We start from the raw sequence: 19,687 nt of genomic DNA, 5'->3' as shown, positions 1-19,687 counted from the left end.
TTATTGCGCAGTACCGCAGACCGCCATTTCTGACGGCCTTGTTCGCCGAGAGTTCAGCTACCCGCCAGTTCTAGGTCAACAGACCTGCCAGGCTCAACTGGTTGGCCGCGGCGTACACCTGTGCGTCGGGGTGGTCGTCGAACACTGCCGCCACGTCGTCGACCGTGGCGGCGCCCTCGGTGGCGACCTCCAACAGGGCCTGGCAACGATCGAGCGTGTCCGCCCCGGTCTGAGACACCATGGCCGCGACTGTTTCCTCCGGTGTCCAGACAGCCGGAACCGGTACGTCGAGTTCGCCGGAGGTGTCGGTCGCACCGCGATGCCACTGACCGTTGCACCACCAGAAGCAGAAACTCAGCAGTCCGTTGCGATTTCGGGTGTTCAACACGGAGTCGTTGACCCACGCAGGGGCTCCGCCGTAGAGATCGGGTAGCGGACCACCGCCGTTGTAGGCAGCCTCCAGCAACCCGGAGTTCCACTTGCCACCGGAGAGCACCGCACGGTCACCGGGCAGCAGGTACAGCGTCGACCCGCTGCGGGCATCGCTCTCGAACCAGGCATACCCCGGATAGATACGCGGGCCCCAGTCCGACCCGATTCCGACGTAGGCGGCCGACAACACCGCCCACCGCGCCACCAGGTCGGGAAGCGGCGGGATCTGGTCGGTGACGACGGCGGCGCGGCCTGCGGCCTCGTCGGCCCGGGCCGCATCCGCAGCCCGGGCCGCGTCGCGCCCCTGCGCATCGGGCCCGGCGGTGTAGCCGGCCAACCACACCGGCACCTGCCTACGCGGGTAGGTGTCGAGGTCGTTGCGGTAGTGCTCTGCCGCAACGATCTGGTCGTCCGGGAACGGCTCGTCGCCGTAGTCGTAGTCGACCGTCGCCTGACCGGTGTTGGTGACGTTCAACAGCAGTCGCCACCACGGTCCGGCACTCATGCGGGCCGAGACCTCTCGTTGTTGGCGCACCAGGTCGGCGATCGATTGCGGCACCGGGACCAGGCCGGTGCGGTCCTGGGCCCAGAACTGCAGCTGGGCGATCTGGGAGGTGACGGTGAAGGCGAACACCGCGGAGAACTCGTCCCAACCTTCTGGGCCGAGCTGAGCCAGCTGCTGCACGATCGAGTCGATGAGGCGGGATGCTTCCTCGGCGCTCGCGGCGTCTGCACTCGTCGGCGCGTCGCCGACGGGCGTGGGCGCGTCGTCGACGATCGTGAAGTCGGCGATCACGTCCGGGTCGTCGGCGGCAGCCAGCCGGAACTGCCGCTCGAACTCGGCCATGAATGCCGCTTCGTCGGAGTCGTCGCCGTTCGGCTTGGCCGCACCGTTCGACTTGGCCGCGGGTTCCTGAGCGCTGAACGCCTCGCGCGCCTGCTGCGGTGGAATCGACGACGACACCTCTTCGATGCGTCCGGAATCACCCACCAGGAAGATCGACCGCCCGACCGGGATGTCCAGGAACGCCATCGGATCGCTGTCGTCGATCTCGACCGGTGCGTACACGCTCCAGCCCTTGTCGAAGCGATCGGCTGCCAGACCTTCGGTCGGATAGTCGAGCCCCCGCGACCTGATCCAGTCTGCGACCAACGAGATCGCCTGTACCGCTTCCATCGCGTCTACCTTCCCGTGTTCTTCTGCTCGGCTTCGATCACATCGGCGAGTGCAGCGCGTTCGGCCTGGTGTCTGGCCAGGAGGGGTGCGCTGAACGCCGTCCACTCCGCACCCTGCTCCGGAGTCATCTGGCCGTCGTCGAGCTCGGATTCGATGTCAGGATGAGCGTCGTGGAACTGCGTGAACAGCGCACTCATCTCCCGGCTGTGTCTGCGGTTGAGCTCGATTCTTCGTGGGTCCATGCCTACTCCCCACCGTCCTGATCCAACGCCAGTTGGTCGAACACCACGAGGGCGACCTGATCGGGATCGTCGACCGGATGCACCCGCAGCGTGTGGTGCGGGTTCGGCGTGTCGTCCACGATGACAACGGTTTTGATCCCTGCGGGCAGGTTCGCCGGCCAGTCGATCTCGTCGGTGGGCTCGTCGACGAGCACGCGCGCGCGCCTACCGCGCAGCCCCGACTGGTCGAAGCGCAACGGCGTGGGCTGCTCGCTGCTCATGTCGTGTCACCTTCCTGATCTTGATCTTGCGGGCCGTCGTCGTCGGGCCCTCTCATCGGCGGCAGATCGGGCGGATTCTCCGGATCGATGCCGAGATCTTCGTTCACACTGCCACGGCTGCGCGTGGAGCTGGCGATGATGGCCTCGTAGATCTCATCGCCGACGCGGCCCTTCGCCCGGTTTCGCTCCACGAGCGCCTCGAACGTCGGATTCTGCTCGTTCTCGTTCAGCCAGTCGGCCGTCGCGCGGTCCGCCATCAGGGACCGGGTCCAGCTGCGGATGGTTGCCCGCATCCCATACATGGTCCTGGCTCGTTCCTCGACGCTCACGCCATCGCGCAGAAGTTGGTCCCGCAGTTCCCGCATCCGCAGCTCGTAGTTGGTGTAGACGGTGCGGGTCTCCTCGTTGCTCAGGGTCCCCGCCGAGTAGTGACTGTGGGTGGCCCCGTCGATGATGGCGTTGTAGACGTCGTCACCGGTGAGCCCCTTGCGTTCGTACCGGGCGACGAGGTCTTCGAAGCTGGGGTTGCTCTCGTTGGCCGCCATCCAGTCCGCCGCCGGGCGGTTCTCCATCAGTTCCCGGGTCCAGGACCGCAACGAACTGCGCAACCCGGACAGCTGCCTGGCCCGTTCTTCGGCACTGACGCCGTCACTGACCATCTGCTCGTTGAGCGCCCGCAGTCCGAGCTCGAACTGCGAGTACACCGCACCGGTTTCGATGTCGGTCAGGCTGCCCGGAGCCAGGCGGCTGTGCGTCGAGCTGTCGATGATCGCCTCGAAGACCGCGTCGCCCGTCAGACCGCGTTCCACGTTCCGGGCAACTAAATCCTCGAAGGTCGGGTTGACCGTGGCGCGCGCCAGGAACTCCGCGGCCTCTCGGTTGCTCATCAGGTCATAGGCCCACGCGCGCAATGAGTTCCGCAGTTCCGACAGCCTACGCGCGCGTTCCTCGGCGTTGACGCCGTCGCGACTGAGCTGGTCGTTGAGGTCACGCATCCGCGCTTCACCCTGGCTGAACGCCGCGATTGACTGGCCCTCCGACAGCGTCCCGGATGCGTGGGCGGGCAGGCCGAGGACGCGGACCGGATCGGTATCGAAACCGTCCGGACCTGGTTCGGGATGCCCCTTGACATCCCCAACCGAATCGGCGGCGCGCATGCCCAGCTGCAGCGGCACGTCGTGCAGCGGTCGGATCGCCTCGCCGTTCTCGTCGAGGTAGCCGACGGCGGTGAGGTCCACCGCGTCGCCCCACTCCGGTGGCCACGGCGAATACTGCCTGGTCTTCGGGTCGTAGAGCTGCACCTGTCGGCCGTCGGTGACGGCGAGGTAGGCGTGCCCACCCTGTCGGCCACTATCGGATGCCCACCGCGACACCACGATTGCCGACGATCTGGCAGGCCTGCCCAGCAGCTCGGCCTCGATGTCGTCATGGGTCGCGAACTCGGAGCGGGACTGCGCCGCCTGGAACAGGGCCCAGGCCGGCACGCCGGTGCTCGAGGGGGGATAGGTCAGATCGAAGCGCCCGGGATAGATCCGCGACAACTCGCCGGCCACGTCATAGGCGCAGTTGTCGTCGGTCAGACGCGAAGCAGAGTCGCGCCCGAACAGGTTCTGCAGCCACCCCTTCAGACCGGTCCGGGTTGACGGGACCGATGCCAAGTCCAGGTATTTGACGTAGTTCACGGCGTTGGTGTGTTTCCCGGCCGCACCATCCAGCAGGCGCTGGCCCAGATCCGGTTCCTCGCGGGTGGCCAGGCTTGCCAGGTCGATGGGTTCCGACAGGCGCGGATTACTCGGATCCAACTGTGATACAACCTGATCCAGAAGATCCTTGGCTTCGTCGCTGACGGTCTCACGTAGCTTGCCGGCCGACTGTTTCACCCGGTCCAGCGATTGCAGCAGCTGGTCGGGCCGGGGATTCCACGCGTAGCCGCGTCTGGCGAAGGCGAAGGTGCCCTTGTCGTGGGTGGTCACCTCGATGCGGTCGAAGCCGGAGCGCACGTACAAGCGTTCCAGCTCGTAGGTCACGGCCTTGGAGAACCCTTTGCCACGCAAATTCTTATCATCAATGTGCAGGCCGCTGTGCACGGCGACGAGGGTGCCGTCAGGATCCCGCACGAACTCCCGAATGATGGTGCCGATCTTCTTGTTGCCGTCGAAGATGTCGCCAGTCAGCTGGACCGAACGGGTAAAGTCCTCGGCTTTCATCTGAACGAAGTACGGGCCGTACCTGCCGGACAGATCCTGGGCGAGCTGATGAACCCGGGCCCGGTCGGTGGCGTTGTCGACCACGTCACCGAGTGGTTCGGCGTAGCGGGTATCGACGAGCCGGGTGGCCGGATCCTGCGCGCGGTACTCGGCCTGCCGCCGGGTGAAGTCCTGATCAGTCTGCGGGCCTTGCACATTGCCGACCGCATCGGCTGCGTCCAGCTGCAGTGGGACGTCGACGGTCATCGGGCCGACCGGATCGCCGTTGGTCTGCAGATAGCCGACGGCGGTCTGCGTCACCGCGTGCTGTCCCCAGTGCGGGGGCCACGGCGAGTACTTCCGGGTGTGCGGGTCGTACAGCTGCACCTGACCGTCGACCTTCACGGCCAGGTAGGCGTGACCGCCCTGTCGCCCACCGGCCCACTGTGAGGTCAGCACGGCCACCCGCAGCGACGGATCGCCCAGCAGAGTCGCTTCGACCTCGTCGTATGTCGCGAACCGCGCATCGGAACCGACCGCCTGGAACAGCGCCCGCGCGGGTACACCGCGCCGTGACGGCCTGGCATCCAACCCGAACTTGCGGCCCTCGAACAAAGAGGACAACTCTTCAGTGACGGTGACCGCACAGTTGGGTGGTCGACGCCACAGCACATTCCAGAACCGCTTGCCCCCCACCCGATCTCCGGCGGGTTCGACCGTACGCAGCGCCGGCGCGCGCCGACTCCGGCCCAGCTCGGTGCGGTGTTGCTCGGTGGTGACGGCGTCAGTACGCCCGGCAGCAATGCGACCGAGGTTTGTCGTCGCCTCCGTGTTCAGGAAATAGGTGTGATGGGTGCCGCCCGTGAGCGGACGGTTCATGGAAGCCTGCGGTTCGGCAGTGACTCGCACGGCGCCGAAGGAATCCATCGCCGGGTCGGTGCCGAGGCCGATCCCGAGGATCCGTCCGTCGGAGCCGGCGGTGCGCCCGCCCAGTGCGGTCACCACATCTCGTGCCGACGACGCGGCGAAGACATTCTCGGCGCCGATTCCGAACTCGCCGGCGGTACGCACCGGGCCCGCGCCCGGCGAGCCAACCAGGGACACGGTTCGGACGTGGCCGGCGAATCTTCCGTTCTGCCCGGCGTATCCGGCGGTGGTCGATCCGTAGGAGTAACCGAAGACATGGTTACCCGCGAAGTGGCTGCCGTTGCCGGCGAGCGTGTCACGGGCGGCATTGAACGCTCTGATGTCGCTGTAGAGGATGTCGCCGGCGGTGCGGGCCATGCCGTGACCGGCAGCACGCAAGGTGCTCCAGCCGCTCGGGGCGTCGTATCCGATCCAGGCGATCGAAGCCGCCGACAACCCTGGATTCTCCTGCCGCACTGCCTGCAGATGATTTAGTGCGGACGTGGTGTTGAAGCCCAGCAACGAGTCGACCGAGCTGGCCACTCCAGGCACATGCCACGACACCGATTCCGCGGTGTACGGATCAGCACCGTAGCTGAGTACGGCGCGTCCGTCGCCGCCGAACGCCGAGACGTCGAGCGCCAGCAGCATCGGAGGCTTCAGCCCGGCCTGCACCGCATCGCCATCAGCCTTGCGTATCGCGAGGTCGAGTTTGTCCATGCGGCGCAGCAGTTGCCGCTCGGCGCGCGTCGGCCGTTCTCCCCGGTCCGCCTTCGACCGGACCGCATCCGATTGTTCGCGCATCTGCTGCAGGACATGGCGGTTCGCGCGGTCACGGTCCGCCGCCGCGATGCCTTCCGCGTTGCCGATGTGCTGCGGGTATGTCTCGACGAGGGCGTTGCGCTGTTCCTCGTTCAGGCCGGCCCACCAACGAGCGTTGTTGGTCGCACGCGCGGAGGCTTCCTCGGCCGGACCGAGTGGGTTGCGCAGCTCGTCGGGCCGCACCGGCGGTATCCGCCGCGACAGGGCGTCATCGGCCACCTGACGAACCGCCTCGCTGTGAGCGGGCTCTGTTGCAGTGTTCGTACTTTCGTGCTCCGCCTGTGGGCGGATAGGCGCATCCCCCACCATGGCGTCGGTGCGGCCCGGGTGGTCGGTGGCGACCCAGTCCACGCCGAGATCCCGCGCGAACTGCACGTCGGCTTCGTTGTTGACCGTCCAGCAGTAGGTGGCCAATCCTCGCGCGGCCGCCGCCCCGACGAGTTCGGGGTTGTTACGCAGCGTTTCGATCGACGGGCCGATCGCCGTGGCGCCCACTATGCCGGCCAGGTACCGGGCCGCCGGGCCCAACAGGACGGTGGGGACGTTCGGGGCGGCCATGCGGACCCGCACCAGCGCATCGGGGTTGAACGAGATCACCGCCGCCTTGACCAACTGGTCCGGCCCCGGGTTGGTCAGCCCATGCCGTTCCAGCGCGGCGACCACTTCGCGCTCGATCTTCAAGCCCTGCTGCGCAGGATGTTTGGTCTCGATGAACAACGTCACCGGCTGCTCTGCGTCTTGGGCGAGCTGGATGAACTCGTCGAGAGTGAGAATGCCGTGACCGTCGAAGTCGAGCGCCTGCAGCTCGGCCAGCGTCATGTCGCCGACGCGACCGGTCCCGTTCGAGGTGCGGTCGACGGTCTTGTCATGGATGAGCACCAGTTCACCGTCTTTGGTGAGCCGGACATCGCATTCGAGGGCATCCGCCCCCTGCCGCAGCGCTTCGGTGTACGCGGCCCGGGTCTGTTCCGGGAAGTCGTGGGACGCTCCCCGATGAGCCACCACCTGGGTCGCGGGCCGCTCCGCGGGAATCCGCGAGTCAGCCTGGGTGACAACGTGATTCCCAGTGAACGGCCCAGGCCCCCCCAACGACTGCCGGGTGGCGTGGAATTCGGCCAGTTGTTGATGCAGTGCCCCGGTGTCCGAGCCGATCCACGCGATGGCCGCCGCATCCTGGGATCCTTCCAGCCCGTCGAGCGCGCGTGCCGTGACGGTGCCCAGCTGCTCGATTGATCCACGGGCGGTCTGCCAGGTCACGGTCGAAGCGTGGAACGGGTCAGCGCCGAAGCTGATGACGGCGTGCCCACCGCCGTCGAAGGCCGAGGTGTCCAACGCGAGCACCAGCGGGGCGTCGAGGCCGGCCCGCGCCGCGTCGGCGTCGGCCTTTCGCACCGCGAGGTCGAGCCGATCGATGCGCTCCAGGAAGGCACGCTCTTCACGGGTGGTCGAGCCGAACTGGTCGAGCTTTGTCCGGATATGGTCGGCCCGGTCTCGATAGTGCTGCAGCGCAGCACGACTCGCGGTATCCCGGTCGACTGCCGTTCTGGTGTCGACGTTTCCGTGGGCCAGGCCGTCGGGAAGCCCCTGCACCCGGCCGATGGCGGCCGCGGCGAACTGGTTGTACCACCGCCCGCGTTCCACGGGAACGCCGTTCTTGTCCAGGTAGCCGACGGCGGTCTGGGCCACCGCGGCCTGGCCCCAGTGCGGGGGCCAACCCGAATACTGCCGGGTGTGCGGGTCGAACAGATACACCCGGTCGTTGATGTTGACCGCCATGTACGCATGCCCGACGGGTTGTCCCCCGCTCCAGCGCGACGCCATCACCGCCATCGAGCCCGAGGGCCTGCCGAGCAGCGTCCGTTCGATATCGGCGTACGTCGCGAAATGGGCGCTGGAGCCGAACGCTTTGAACATCGCGCGCGCGGGCGTGCCACGGCGTGAGGGCGCGACGTCGAGCTGGATGTTTCGGCCGGTCCGTGCCGATACTTCCTGTGTCAGGACCTGCGCGCAGTCGCCGCCCCGGGCCCAGCGTGGGACGCGGTTCCGTTGGTGGGTATCGGTCGGGTGAAAGACACCGGGATCGTCGTCGAGCCGCATGACCGGCCGGGCCGCCGCGGGTTCGATGGTGCGGGAACGGTTTCCGTCGACCGTACGGTGCGGTTCGGTGTGAACGTCGTCGTAGTTTCCGGCGGCGATGCGGCCGATGTTGGTCAGCGACTCGGTACGCACCGCGTGTGACGGGGTGACCAACCACTGCCGGGTGCCCGGGCCGTCGGTTTCGAGGAAGTCGAAGTACGCGTTGTGGGTCGTCAGGGTGTCTTTGCGGTCCATCGACGCCGGGAACTCGCCGCTGACGCGTCGCGCACCGAACGTGTCCATCGCCGGGTCGGTGCCGAGGCCGGTCCCGAAGCGCCCCATCGAGCCCGGTGTCCGACCGCCCAGGCCGGTGACGAAGTCCCGCGACGAGGAGACCACGAAAACCCTGCCCTCGTCGAGGCCGAAATCGCCGGCATGCTGCAAGGAGCCGGTACCCGGTGAACCGACCAGCGTGACCGTCGTGACGTGGGGAGCCAAGCGCCCGTCGACCCCGGCGTAGCTCGTGGTGGTCGAGCCGTACGAGTGGCCGAATACGTGGTTGCCATTGAAATGGCTTCCGTCCCCGGCGAATGCATCCCGGACCGCGGTGAACGTGCTGACGTCGGTGTAGAGCATCTCGCCGCCACGCTGCGCCAAAGTGGTACCCGCCACCCGTGCCGACGCCGATCCGTTCGGTGCGTCATAGCCCAGCCAGGCGATCGAGGCGGATGACAACGACGGGTTCTCGGCGTGCACAGACTGCTGAATGTTCAACGCGCAGTGCATGATGTAGTCGAGCTTGTCCAGCTGTGAGCCCAGGCCGGGGACGTACCACGACACCGAGTCCGCCGTGTACGGGTCCGCCCCGAAGCTCACCAGCGCACGGCCATCACCGCCGAACGCACCCATGTCGAGTGCCAGCAACAGTGGCCGGCCTTCCCCGGCCACCTGGGAGGCGTCGTCGGCCCGCTGCATCGCAGTTTCTAGCCGGTTGATCCGGACCAGGAAGGCTTCTTCCTTCGGAGTGGCTTTCTGGCCCGCGTCGATCTTGGCCTGCACCTCGGCGGCCTCCCGGGCGTGCTGCCGCAGTACCTCGCGGTTGGCGTGGTCTCGGACGGCGGAAGGGATGCCCTCGGCGTTGCCGATCTCCTGCGGGTACGCCTGCACCAGAATCTGGCGCTGCCCCTCTTCCAGCCCGGCCCACCAGGCCGCGTTCTGCCGGGCCAGCGCCACTGCCTCGGGACCGGTGCCCAACGGGTGAACCAGGTCCGCGGCAGTCATTCGCGGATTCCGTTGGTGCAGTAGCTCATCCGCTGCTACCTGGACGTCAGACGGCGCCGCCTCGCCCGGACGCCATCGGGGATTCCACGCGCGGCGCTCGCCCTGATCCACTTGGATGTCCCCATCCAGGCGCAACATGCGTCCGGTGGCCGGTTCCACGGTGCGCCCGTCGACCAGCCGGCGAGGTTCTTCCAGTTGCAGATCGTTGGTTCGGCCCGCCGCGATCCGCCCGAAGTTGGCCCCCGATTCGGTACGCACCGGCGGGCCGGCACCATCATCCGCGTGGTGGTGGAAGTAGCTCTTGTGGGTACCGAAGGTGCGCGGGGTGTTCATCGCATCGGAGAACTGAGCGGCCACCCGCACGGCACCGAACTCTTCCATCGCCGGGTCCATACCCAGCCCGCGCCCGGCGACCCGACCATCCTCGTCGGGAGTACGCCCGCCGAATGCAGTCACCGGGTCCAGCGAGGAAGACGCGACGAACACGTTGCCAGGATCGAGGCCGAATGCGCGTGCGTGCCGAATCGGTCCCGTTCCCGGTGAGCCCACCAGTGTCACTGTGGTGATGTCGTGCTTCAGTCGGCCGTCACTGCCCGCGTAGCTTGCCGTGGTCGAACCGTACGAGTGGGCGAAGACGTGGTTGCCCCGGAATCTGCTTCCGTCTCCGGCCAAGGTATTACGCGAGGCGTTGAATGCCCGGATGTCGTTGTGGAGAATCTCGCCGCCACGGCGCGCGAGCTCAGGGCCGACCACCCGACCGGCAGCTGAACCGTTGGGTGCGTCATAGCCGATCCAGGCGATCGAGGTTGCCGTCAGCCCCGGAGCGGCGCGCATCGTCGACTGCACGTGGTTGAACGCATTGCGCATGTTCACTTCGAGCTTGTCGATCGTCGTGGCGAACCCCGGCACCAACCACGACACCGAATCCGACTGGTACGGGTCGGCACCGAAGCTGACGATCGCGCGACCGTCGCCCCCGAACGCCGGGGGATCGAACGCCAGCACCAGCGGCGCGTCAAGTCCGGCCTCCGATGCTTCGCGCCCCATCTGCTGCAAGCCGGCCTCCAACCGGTTGACCCGCAGCAGGTAATTCAGCTCGGCGTCGCTCGGCCGAACACCACGATCGATCATCGATTGCATGTGGTTCTGGAAGCGGTCGATCGCAAGACGGTTCGCCGCATCACGATCCACCGGCGGAATACCCTCGGCATTGCCGATCCGGGTCGGATACGCATCGATCAGGGTCTGCTGCTGGTCGACGTCCAGAGACGACCACCATCGCGCGTTGGCTTCGGCTCGTGCCACGGCATCGCCGGACCCGTTCAGCGGGTTGACGATGCCGTCGATGGCGACCGGCGGAATCCGCTGCTGCAACAACCTGTCTGCAGCCGCGAGGACTTCCCTGCGGTGGGCCTCACTGCTGTCCTCGGTCTCCGACCAGTCGGGCTCGGCAACGGTCTGCTGCGGATCGACGTCTATGTCGGATGCCCGCCACCGCGGATTCCACCAATTGCGCCGCTGGCTACCGCTGCGGGTCGCCGCGGGTTCGACGGTCTCGCGGCGAGTGCCGAACAAACGTCCCGGCCGCTCGGCCACGGTGCGGTGTTCTTCGAACTGGAGCCCGTCCAGGTTTCCGGAAGCGATGCGACCGAGGTTGGCCAGTGATTCCGAGGGGACCGCACGCGAAGGTGTGACCAGCCATTGCCGCGTACCAGGCCCGTCCGTCTCCTGGAAGTCGAAATACGCGTTGTGAGTGGAGGTGGTGTCCTTGCGGTCCATCGACGCCGGGAACTCGGCACGAATTCGCTGTCCGCCAAAGGTATCCATCGCCGGGTCCGTGCCCAGCCCGCGTCCGAGACGGCCGTGCGAGTCCGATGTCCGCCCGCCCAGGCCGGTGACGAAATCCCGGGACGACGACGCGACGAAGACCCGGTCGGTGCTGATGCCGAAATCGCGGGCATGGCTCAGCGGGCCGGCACCCGGTGAACCGATCAGCGTCACCGACTCGATGTGGTCGGCCAGTCGGCCATTGCGGCCCGCGAAACTGGTCGTCGTCGAACCGTACGAATGCCCGAACACATGATTGCCCTTGAAATGGCTGCCGTCACCGGCCAACGCATCCCGCGCCGCGTTGAACGCGCTGATGTCGGCGTGCAGGATGTCACCGCCGGCTTCCGCCAGATCGGTGCTCCCGACCTTGAGCGTCGCCGAACCGTTCGGCGCGTCATAGCCCAGCCAGGCGATCGAGGCCGCCGAGAGCGACGGGTTCTCACTCCGCGTCGACTGCAGGATGTTCAATGCGCAGTGCATGACGTAGTCGAGCTTGTCGACCTGCGCTCCCAAGCCGGGCACGTACCACGACACCGAATCCGCCACATACGGGTCGGCCCCGAAGCTCACCAGCACCCGGCCGTCGCCGCCGAAGGCCGGCGGATCGAAAGCCAGGATCAACGGCTCTCCCACCCCGGCCTGCCGGGCCGCCTCGCCCGCGCGCGCCAGGGTGCTCTCGAGCTTCTTCACCCGCAGCAGGAAGTCCAGCTGCGCGTCGTTCGGCTTGGTGCCGGCGTCGATCAGCTCCTGAATACCGGCCGCGCGATCCAGATAGCGCTGTAGCACACGGCGATTGGCGTCATTGCGCACGTCGGCGGGGATGCCTTCGGCATTGCCGATCTGGAAGGGATGCGCGTTCAGAAGCGCTTGCCGCTGATCCGGCGACAATCCCGACCACCACTCCGCGTTGGCACGGGCCCGAGCCGCGGCCTCCGGCTCGTCTCCCAGCGGGTTGGTCATCCCGTCGATGGATACCTGCGGATTCCGTTGTCGCAGAGCGTCAGCCACGAGTGGGTCGGTCGTGCGGGTGACCTCGCCCGGATGCCACCGCGGGTTCCAGCGGCGCAGTTCCTTCGCCTGTTCGGTGTCGGTATCACTGTCCAGCCGCAGCGGCCGTCCGGCAGCCGGATCCACGGTGCGCCCATCGACAACCCGCCGGTATCTCTCCGTGTGCAGCCTCTCGGCGTGCCCGGCGGCGATCCGACCGAAGTTGGCCAGCGATTCGGTGCGTACCCGCGGATCGGCGTCGCCCGGCATGTACTGGTAGTAGCTCCGGTGCGTCCCGACCGCACTCAAGTCGTTCATCGAATCAGGGAATTGCGCGGTGATCCGCACCGCACCAAAGTCTTTCATCGCCGGATCGAGGCCCAGTCCCCGTCCGAGGAACCGGCCGTTCTGTCCCGGTGAACGCCCGCCCAGCCCGGTAACCGGATCCAGCGACGACGATGCGACGAAAACGTTCTGAGCGCCGATCCCGAATCCCCGGGCGTGCCGTATCGGACCCGCACCCGGCGAACCGAGCAATGTCACCGTGTTGATGTCCTCGGCCAGCCGACTGCCCTTACCGGCGTAGCTCGCAGTGGTCGAGCCGTAGGAGTGCGCGAAGATGTGGTTGTTCCTGAATCGAGGCCCGTCCCCGGCCAGCGTGTTGCGCGCAGCATTGAACGCCCGGATGTCGCTGTAGAGAATCTCCCCGCCCTTGCGTGCCAATCCACGCGCGGCGACGCGAGGGATGGCCGCATCATTGGGCGCGTCATAGCCGATCCAGGCGATCGACGCCGCTGCCAGGTCCGGATTCTCCTGTTGCGTCGACTGCAGATGGTTCAGCGCGTTGCGCATGTTGCCTTCAAGCTTGTCGATCGTCGTCGCGAACCCAGGGATCAGCCACGACACCGAATCCGCCACGTACGGGTCGGCCCCGAAGCTCACGACCGCCCGGCCGTCACCGCCGAACTCCGGAGAGTCGAACGCCAGGACCAGTGGTGGGTCGATCCCGGCCGCCGCCGCTTCGCTCTTCATCGTCGCCAACGCGTTGCGAAGGTTGTTCATGCGTCGCAGCAATTTGAATTCGCCCTTGGTGGGCTTCTCACCACGATCGATCTTGTTCTGCACAAAATCTCGGGCGCGCTCCATGGCAAGACGGTTCGCCTTGTCGCGGGCCGTCGGTGTGATCCCCTCGGAGTTACCGATCTGCCTGGGATAGGTCTCTATCAGCGCTTGGCGCTGCGCTTCGGACAAGCTCGCCCACCACCGGGCGTTGTCCTCGGCCCGGGTCACGGCATCGTCCGCCCGGCCCAGCGGATTGACCACCTCGTCGATGCCGACCGCTGGCTCTCGTTGCGCCAGAGCCTCATTCGCGGTCGTGCGAGTGGTGGGTTCAACGGTGGTGTGCTCGGGAGGATCGGCCGGAGCCTCGGTCTCAGAAGACGCCCCGAAGGCTTCGCCGGCGGGATCGGTGCCGAGATTCACCTCGACGATCGGCGTGCGCCCGGTGAGCACGGCGGGCAGCTCTCGCGCCGACGATGCGACTCGGACGTTGCCGGTACCGAGGCCGAACTCGGAGGCATGGCGTACCGGCCCCGCCCCTGGCGAGTCGGTGAAGCTGATAGCGCGAATATCGTGTGCCAACCGGCCATCTCGACCGGCATAACTGACCGCGGTGGTGCCGTAGTCCTGCGCGAAGATGTGGTTCTCGTTGAAGTGTCCACCGTCGGCGGCCAAGGTGTCACGCGCGGCGTTGAACGCCCGGATATCGCTGTAGAGGATCGCCCCGCCTTCACGGGCGAGCTGGTGTCCGGCTGCGCGCCAACGGTTCCAGCCGCTGGGGGTGTCGTAGCCGAGCCACGCGATCGCGGCAGCCGTCTGGGTCGGATTGTCCTGTTGGACAGCCTGTAGGTGGTTGAGCGCGTCGGCCATGGTGGCACCGATCCGGTCGATCGTCACCCCCTGGCCGGGCACATGCCACGACACCGAATTCGCTTGATACGGATCGGTGCCGAAGCTGACGACCGCGCGACCGCGACCACCGAACTCCGACGCATCGAAAGCCAACAGCAGCGGGCCGTCGATGCCCGCTTCCCGGGCCCGGGTCTGCGCCTCGGTCAGCGAGCTCTGAATCCGCTCCAGCCGCGCCAGCATCTTGCTCTGCGCTCTGGTGAGGCGATGACCGCTGTCACGCCAGGACTTCAACTGGTTGCGCTCGCCTTCGAGCAGTTTGGTGTTCGCCTCATGGCGCGCCTTCGGCGAGATCCCCTCGGCGTTGCTGATCTGCCGCGGGTGCACGTCGATCACGGCACGCTGCTCTTCCCCCGAGAGCGCGGCCCACCAGGCCGCGTTGGCGCGCGCCCGCGCGTCAGCAGACTCCATCAACCCCAACGGATTTCGCAGCTCGCCGTCTCGCTTGGCGAGCGCCTGATCGGCGAGATCGCTCTGGCGGGTGACGCCCTGCCACTGCTCACCCGGGGTCTGGTCCGGCGTGCCCTGTACGTCGCCGACTGCGATCGCGGCATCGAGATCATCGGGGCGGAGCCCGAGCTCGTCGACCGGATCGCCCTGTGAATCAAGGAAACCGACCGCGGTCGTCGATACCGCGTGCTCACCCCACGACGGCGGCCACCCCTTCCGCTCGCCGCGGTGGAGCAGGTACACGTCTTTACCGTCGAAGACCGCTACGTAGGCGTGCCCGCCCTGACGCTGCCCGTCGCCGGCCCACGCCGACGTGATGACCGCGGCCGAACCAGGTTTCATGCTGCGTAGCGTGGCCTCGATCTCGCGGTAAGTGGCGAAGTCGGCCCGCGACCGGATCGCCTGATACAGGGACCGCGCCGGCATTCCGGTGGACGTCGGCTCCCCGTCGACCTGGTACTGCTTGCGGAAGTGCTGGGACAGATCGTCGGCCGCATCGAGCAGACAGTTCCGATCGCCATGCGGCGGACCGCCGGTGTCGGTGACCTCGGGCGCCACACCCGCCGGCGTGACGTCCTCGTTGATGTCCTGGGCGGCGCTCTGATTCGTAGGCTGGGCGGTGTCCTGGACCTGCGCGGCCGGCACGCCCGCCACCTGCGCCTCCGGCCCGGCGGGCCGTGCGGTCGGAGCTTCCTGCTTGGGTACGGCTGACTTTGAATCTGGTTTCGCTGCAGTCGGTTTGGCGCTCTGCTCGGGTGTCTTCGGCGTAGTGGTGACCGGGGTCTGCGAAGTGGGCACCGACGACACCGTGCTCGGCGATGACGGTGCGGCGGGGGCACCGACAGCCGGGGCCTGCTGTTCGGGAGCGTCCGGCACGGAAGCCTGCTGCGCCGGATCAGCAGGTTGCTGTGCGACGTCTGCGACCTGAGCGACATCCTGCGTACTGCCGACCGGTGTCCCGTCGACCTGCCCGGTATCGATCGACACCGGCTCTGCGGCGACTGCGGCATGCGGCACGTCCGTCGTCGCAACGTTGGCCGCGGGATTGGCGACATCCTGGTCCGAGCTCAGCGTGGCAGTGTGCGCCGGCTCATCGGCGGGAATGTCAGCCGAGTCGTTGTTGTCATGCTGCGTATTCGGTGAGTGCTGCCCTTCCGGCGCGACGGCGGGCGCATCGTCGGATTCGTCCTTGGTGTCGGTATCGGTGTCGGTATCGGTGTCGGTGTCTGCCTGATCCGGCGTCTGGTCGGAGTCCTGGACCGTCGGCTTGCCGGCCGCGGCGTGCTGTTCGCCGTTGCGGGACGCAGATTTCGAATCCGATTGCGGTGTGGTGTTATTCGTCTGGCCGGCGCCGGCGCGTCCCGGACTCGACTTGGCGGGAGCGGCCGGCTGCCCGGCGGAATCGTTCGGCGCAGTTCGGTTGGTGTCATTCTCACCGTCGTCATCGCTGTCCTGCCGGCCGGTGTCGAGCTCCGCATCCGGATTCTCACCCCGCAGCCCGACGTTCGGGGCATCGGGCCGCGGGGGACTTGCCGGATTGGTCTGGTTGTTCTGCTGCGGCGTGTGGCCTCCGCCGATACCTTTCAGACCACCGATGCTGGTGCTGGTGGAACTGGCAAGGATCGAGATCGTGTCGAATTCGCCGCCCACCGCCAATGTGCCGGCCACGTTGCCCGACACCCCGGCGGTGAACATGGTGGTTGCGCCCTTGGTCGCCGCGGTTAACCGGTTGCGAGCGGGTCCGAGCCCATGCGCAACCGGCACGGCCGTGACTCCGCCCGCTCCGCCACCGACCACGGAGGAGATCGCCGTCTGTTGGAACCGGTCCCACCGGTAAGCGGAATGTCCGTTGTTGGCCTGGATGCCCTGGACAATCCCTTCTTGGAGTAGACCCTGCCCCAGCTCCTCCAAGGCTTCCGTCCAGCCTTCGTGCAGGAGCCTCTTCATCATCGTCTTGGTCAGCAGTTCGGCCATCTTCTCGCCGAGACGCCTGATCGCCCACATCACGAGTGCGCGTATCCACGCGATGGTCGTTGTCTCGATGACGGGAATCGCAGCCGTCGACGCCCCGTAGGTGGGACCCGCCATGGCAAGGCTGTACGAAATCTCGGCGGCGGCGAGTGCCAGCCCGACGATGATCGACAGCTTGCTGTATTCGATCTCGGAGCTGAAATTGGTGGCGCCCTCACCCATTCCCGAGATGCCTTGGGAGAGTTTGTCCACCGTGTAGTCGCCGTCGAACAGCATGGCGAACTGTTGATCCGCTGCGTCGGCGGTGTCGCCGGTCAGTACCGACATCGTCTCACCACGGACCCTGTTCAGATCCGGGACGAGGTCCTGCAGTGCTTCGGCCGCAGCTTGATAATGCTCGCCGATTCGGCGGGTTCGGGTTTCGCTGCCTTGCGGCCACTCACCACCCGCGAGATATGACACCCACTGGAGTTCGGGTGGGATCTGGATGTCCATAGGCGAATTGGTGTGGCAACGGGCCTACGCGGCGCACCACCCCGTCCGGTTGACGGCTACGGCTGGTCGTTCTGTTCGAAGGAGTCCGCAGAGCCCTTCAAACCGTCCGAGTAGTAGTCGAGCAGATCGGTCTTTATCGCCACCGAGCCGTCGACCCAGTCCTTTTGCGCCAAATACCCCGCACTGCCTTTCGCGTACCCGTCACCCATCTTGTCGTCACCCCACGCGGCACCTTCGGCCGCCAGATTGGCTTGCAGGGTGGACAGCACGTTTTTCATCCTGACGCTGACATCGTTCAGGTTCCTCGAGGTTGCCCGCAGGTCAGAAGGTCCGACACCGAGCTCGTCAGCCATCGATTCAGCTCCTCACGGTGGGGAATGCGGATTCGTCCCGGTCGGTGTCCTCTGGCTCGCCCGCCTGGACACCTGCATCGTCATTGCCGAACACGGATCTGGTCAGGTCGCGCAGATCGGGTGCACTGTCGGCGATGTCGGACAGTGCCGGCATCATCCGGCGCCGTTCTTCGATCGGCATCATCAGCGCGGCCGACCGCTGCGCCACGACGTGCGCCGCGGACTGCGCGGCCGCCGTCACGTGGCCACCGAGCTCTTCGAGTTCGTATTCGTCGAGATATGTCTCATCGATCACGGTTTCGACGACATGACCACGGGCGTCGACCGTCACCTGGACCAAGCCGTCGGCCTCCTCGGCAGTCGCAGTGAGCTGCGCCTGCTCGCGCTGCACTGCAGCGATATCGGCCATCTGCTCGGAGACCAAGGCGAGCACCTCGGTCATCTGATGCCGGAGGGCATCGTTACTCATTCCGACAAGTGTTCCAGATCCACAAAGGCGCCGCCACGTTCTTTGCCGAATTCGATTACGACCGACCATATTTGAGTGCATGAACAATTACGTTTGTGAAATTGCCATCGTTGCAACGCCACTCACACCGCAATTTGCCACCGTCGCGTAGATAACCGAGATTTACTCGACAGTCCGCATCCCCCGGCGATAGCTCTCATGCCGTCGACCGATCCGCGAGTTCTTTGCCTCAACCCCGGGTCGGTTCGGGCGCCGTCACCGGTACTGAGGTCCGCCACGGAGTCTGGGAAACTTCTCCGCAACTGCCGCGGCAAGTTCCAGATAGGCCTGGAGGGTGGCCGGCTCCAGCAGGTCGAAGTCGACGTCAGCCCCCTCGGCCAGGTGCGGATCGAACGGGATCATGTGCACCGAGCGGCATCGGGCCTCGAAGTGTTCGTAGACCTTGTCCAGCTTGAGCTTGGCCGAGCCGGGGCGGGAAGCGCTGAGCACCACATGGGCTTCGCGGACCAACGCCGAGTGTCCGTGCTGCATGAGCCAATCCAACGTTGCCGACGCGCTGCGGGCCGCGTCGATCGCCGGCGAGCTGACCAGCACGATCGCATGCGCCAGATCGAGCACGCCCGCCATCGCCGAATGCATGATGCCGGTGCCACAATCGGTGAGGATGATGTTGTAGTAGCGACGCAGGATGCTGACGGTGCGTCGGTAGTCGGATTCGCCGAACACTTCCGAAACCGCGGGCTCCTGCTCGCTGGCCAGTACTTCCAGACGGCTGCCCGCCATCCGGGTGTGGCTCCGTACGTCGGCGTAGCGCTGGATATCGGGATCCGACAACAGGTCGCGCACCGTGGACTCACTGGACACGTCCCGCACCCGTTCGGCGAGCGTTCCGCGGTCCGGGTTCGCATCCACCGCGATCACCCGGTCATGGCGCATCATCGACAGCGCCGAGCCCAATCCCAAGGTGGTGGTGGTCTTTCCGACCCCGCCCTTGATCGACAGCACGGCGATCCGGAAGTCGCCGGCAATCGGCTGACGAATCTGGGCCAGCAGGTCTTCGTGCTCCCGCTCTTTGCGTGATTCACCAGGTCTGACCCGTCCAGCACTCGCGAGGTGTACGGCACGGCGCCATCCGGAATGCGGCGCGGTGCGGGAACGGTTGAGGATCCCGGCGTCATCAAGCGAAGGCGGCACTGGCGAGTACTGCGGTGGCTGGACCGCGCCCGGCGGCTGTGGCAGCGGCGGAGGCAATGGCGGCATGAAACCCGGTGGTGGCGGTGGCAACGGCGGCAGGGGCGGGGGCGGCAGTGGCGGCCTCGTTGCCTCCGGCGGCGGTGAATGTCTTGCCGCCTCCGGCAGCGGTGAATGTCTTGCCGCCTCCGGCAGCGGCGGAATGGGCACCAGCGGTTCCGGGCGCTCAGGCGCCGGGGGCTCAGGCGCAGGTTCCGGCTCTGGGCGCCGTGGCTCGTCCAGGTCGAACCGCTCGGCGAATTCCCTGGATCCGATCGAGCTGTGCATCTGCCACGGCGGCGGGGCCAGCCTACGGGCCGGCGCGGCGGCCGGCGGCTCGGCGGGGGGCTCGGGCTCGGGCTCGGGCTCGGGAGCCGGCTTCGTAAAGGCATCGGTCACGTCATCGGCGGGCGACGTCGCGGTATGGATCTGCCGGGCTGATCGTTGCGCCGCAATCTGTTCCAGCAACGCGGCGGCCCGGGCCTCCACCTCGTCCAATTCACCAGGAGCCAAGTCGTCGAGCGATCTGGGCTCGCCGATCGGCCGATTCTC

Annotated in this window: 6 protein-coding genes and 1 pseudogene; all 7 read right to left on the bottom strand. The window is 66.8% G+C overall.

From position 1 onward, the window contains the following. Positions 1–70: 70 nt before the first annotated feature. On the bottom strand, positions 71–1,609 hold the full coding sequence (locus ACZYZF_RS18840) for a hypothetical protein (protein ID WP_463743867.1): 1,539 nt from the start codon (positions 1,607–1,609) through the stop codon (positions 71–73). A gap of 5 nt (positions 1,610–1,614) precedes the next feature. Continuing rightward, positions 1,615–1,851: a hypothetical protein gene (locus ACZYZF_RS18835; RefSeq protein WP_463743866.1), complete on the bottom strand. Its 237-nt coding sequence runs from the start codon at positions 1,849–1,851 to the stop codon at positions 1,615–1,617. A gap of 2 nt (positions 1,852–1,853) precedes the next feature. Beyond that, the gene (locus ACZYZF_RS18830; RefSeq protein WP_463743865.1) at positions 1,854–2,111 is read right to left on the bottom strand and encodes a DUF7161 family protein; all 258 of its coding nucleotides are present in this window, start codon (positions 2,109–2,111) and stop codon (positions 1,854–1,856) included. Further along, positions 2,108–17,083 carry an alpha/beta hydrolase gene (locus ACZYZF_RS18825; RefSeq protein WP_463836475.1) on the bottom strand — a complete coding sequence of 4,992 codons (14,976 nt, stop codon included), beginning with the start codon at positions 17,081–17,083 and terminating at the stop codon, positions 2,108–2,110. The genes ACZYZF_RS18830 and ACZYZF_RS18825 overlap by 4 nt, the downstream gene beginning before the upstream one ends. Before the next feature lie 56 nt (positions 17,084–17,139). Then, on the bottom strand, positions 17,140–17,436 hold the full coding sequence (locus tag ACZYZF_RS18820) for a WXG100 family type VII secretion target (RefSeq protein ID WP_463743863.1): 297 nt from the start codon (positions 17,434–17,436) through the stop codon (positions 17,140–17,142). Between the two features lie 4 nt (positions 17,437–17,440). Then, the gene (locus ACZYZF_RS18815; RefSeq protein WP_463836474.1) at positions 17,441–17,905 is read right to left on the bottom strand and encodes a YbaB/EbfC family nucleoid-associated protein; all 465 of its coding nucleotides are present in this window, start codon (positions 17,903–17,905) and stop codon (positions 17,441–17,443) included. 255 nt (positions 17,906–18,160) lie between these two features. Next, a pseudogene (locus tag ACZYZF_RS18810) lies at positions 18,161–19,546 on the bottom strand (MinD/ParA family ATP-binding protein); the annotation flags it as partial. Positions 19,547–19,687 lie beyond the last annotated feature (141 nt).

Source organism: Mycobacterium sp. IDUB_24 (assembly GCF_055419385.1).
Note: the sequence above shows the minus strand (reverse complement) of the source record. Positions and strands in the feature narration are given on the sequence as shown.

What these genes read in the sequence shown, in the direction of transcription:
- ACZYZF_RS18840 (WP_463743867.1), bottom strand. Translation starts at nt 1,609, where the DNA reads ATGGAAGCGGTACAGGCGATCTCGTTGGTCGCAGACTGGATCAGGTCG.
- ACZYZF_RS18835 (WP_463743866.1), bottom strand. Translation starts at nt 1,851, where the DNA reads ATGGACCCACGAAGAATCGAGCTCAACCGCAGACACAGCCGGGAGATG.
- ACZYZF_RS18830 (WP_463743865.1), bottom strand. Translation starts at nt 2,111, where the DNA reads ATGAGCAGCGAGCAGCCCACGCCGTTGCGCTTCGACCAGTCGGGGCTG.
- ACZYZF_RS18825 (WP_463836475.1), bottom strand. Translation starts at nt 17,083, where the DNA reads ATGGACATCCAGATCCCACCCGAACTCCAGTGGGTGTCATATCTCGCG.
- ACZYZF_RS18820 (WP_463743863.1), bottom strand. Translation starts at nt 17,436, where the DNA reads ATGGCTGACGAGCTCGGTGTCGGACCTTCTGACCTGCGGGCAACCTCG.
- ACZYZF_RS18815 (WP_463836474.1), bottom strand. Translation starts at nt 17,905, where the DNA reads ATGAGTAACGATGCCCTCCGGCATCAGATGACCGAGGTGCTCGCCTTG.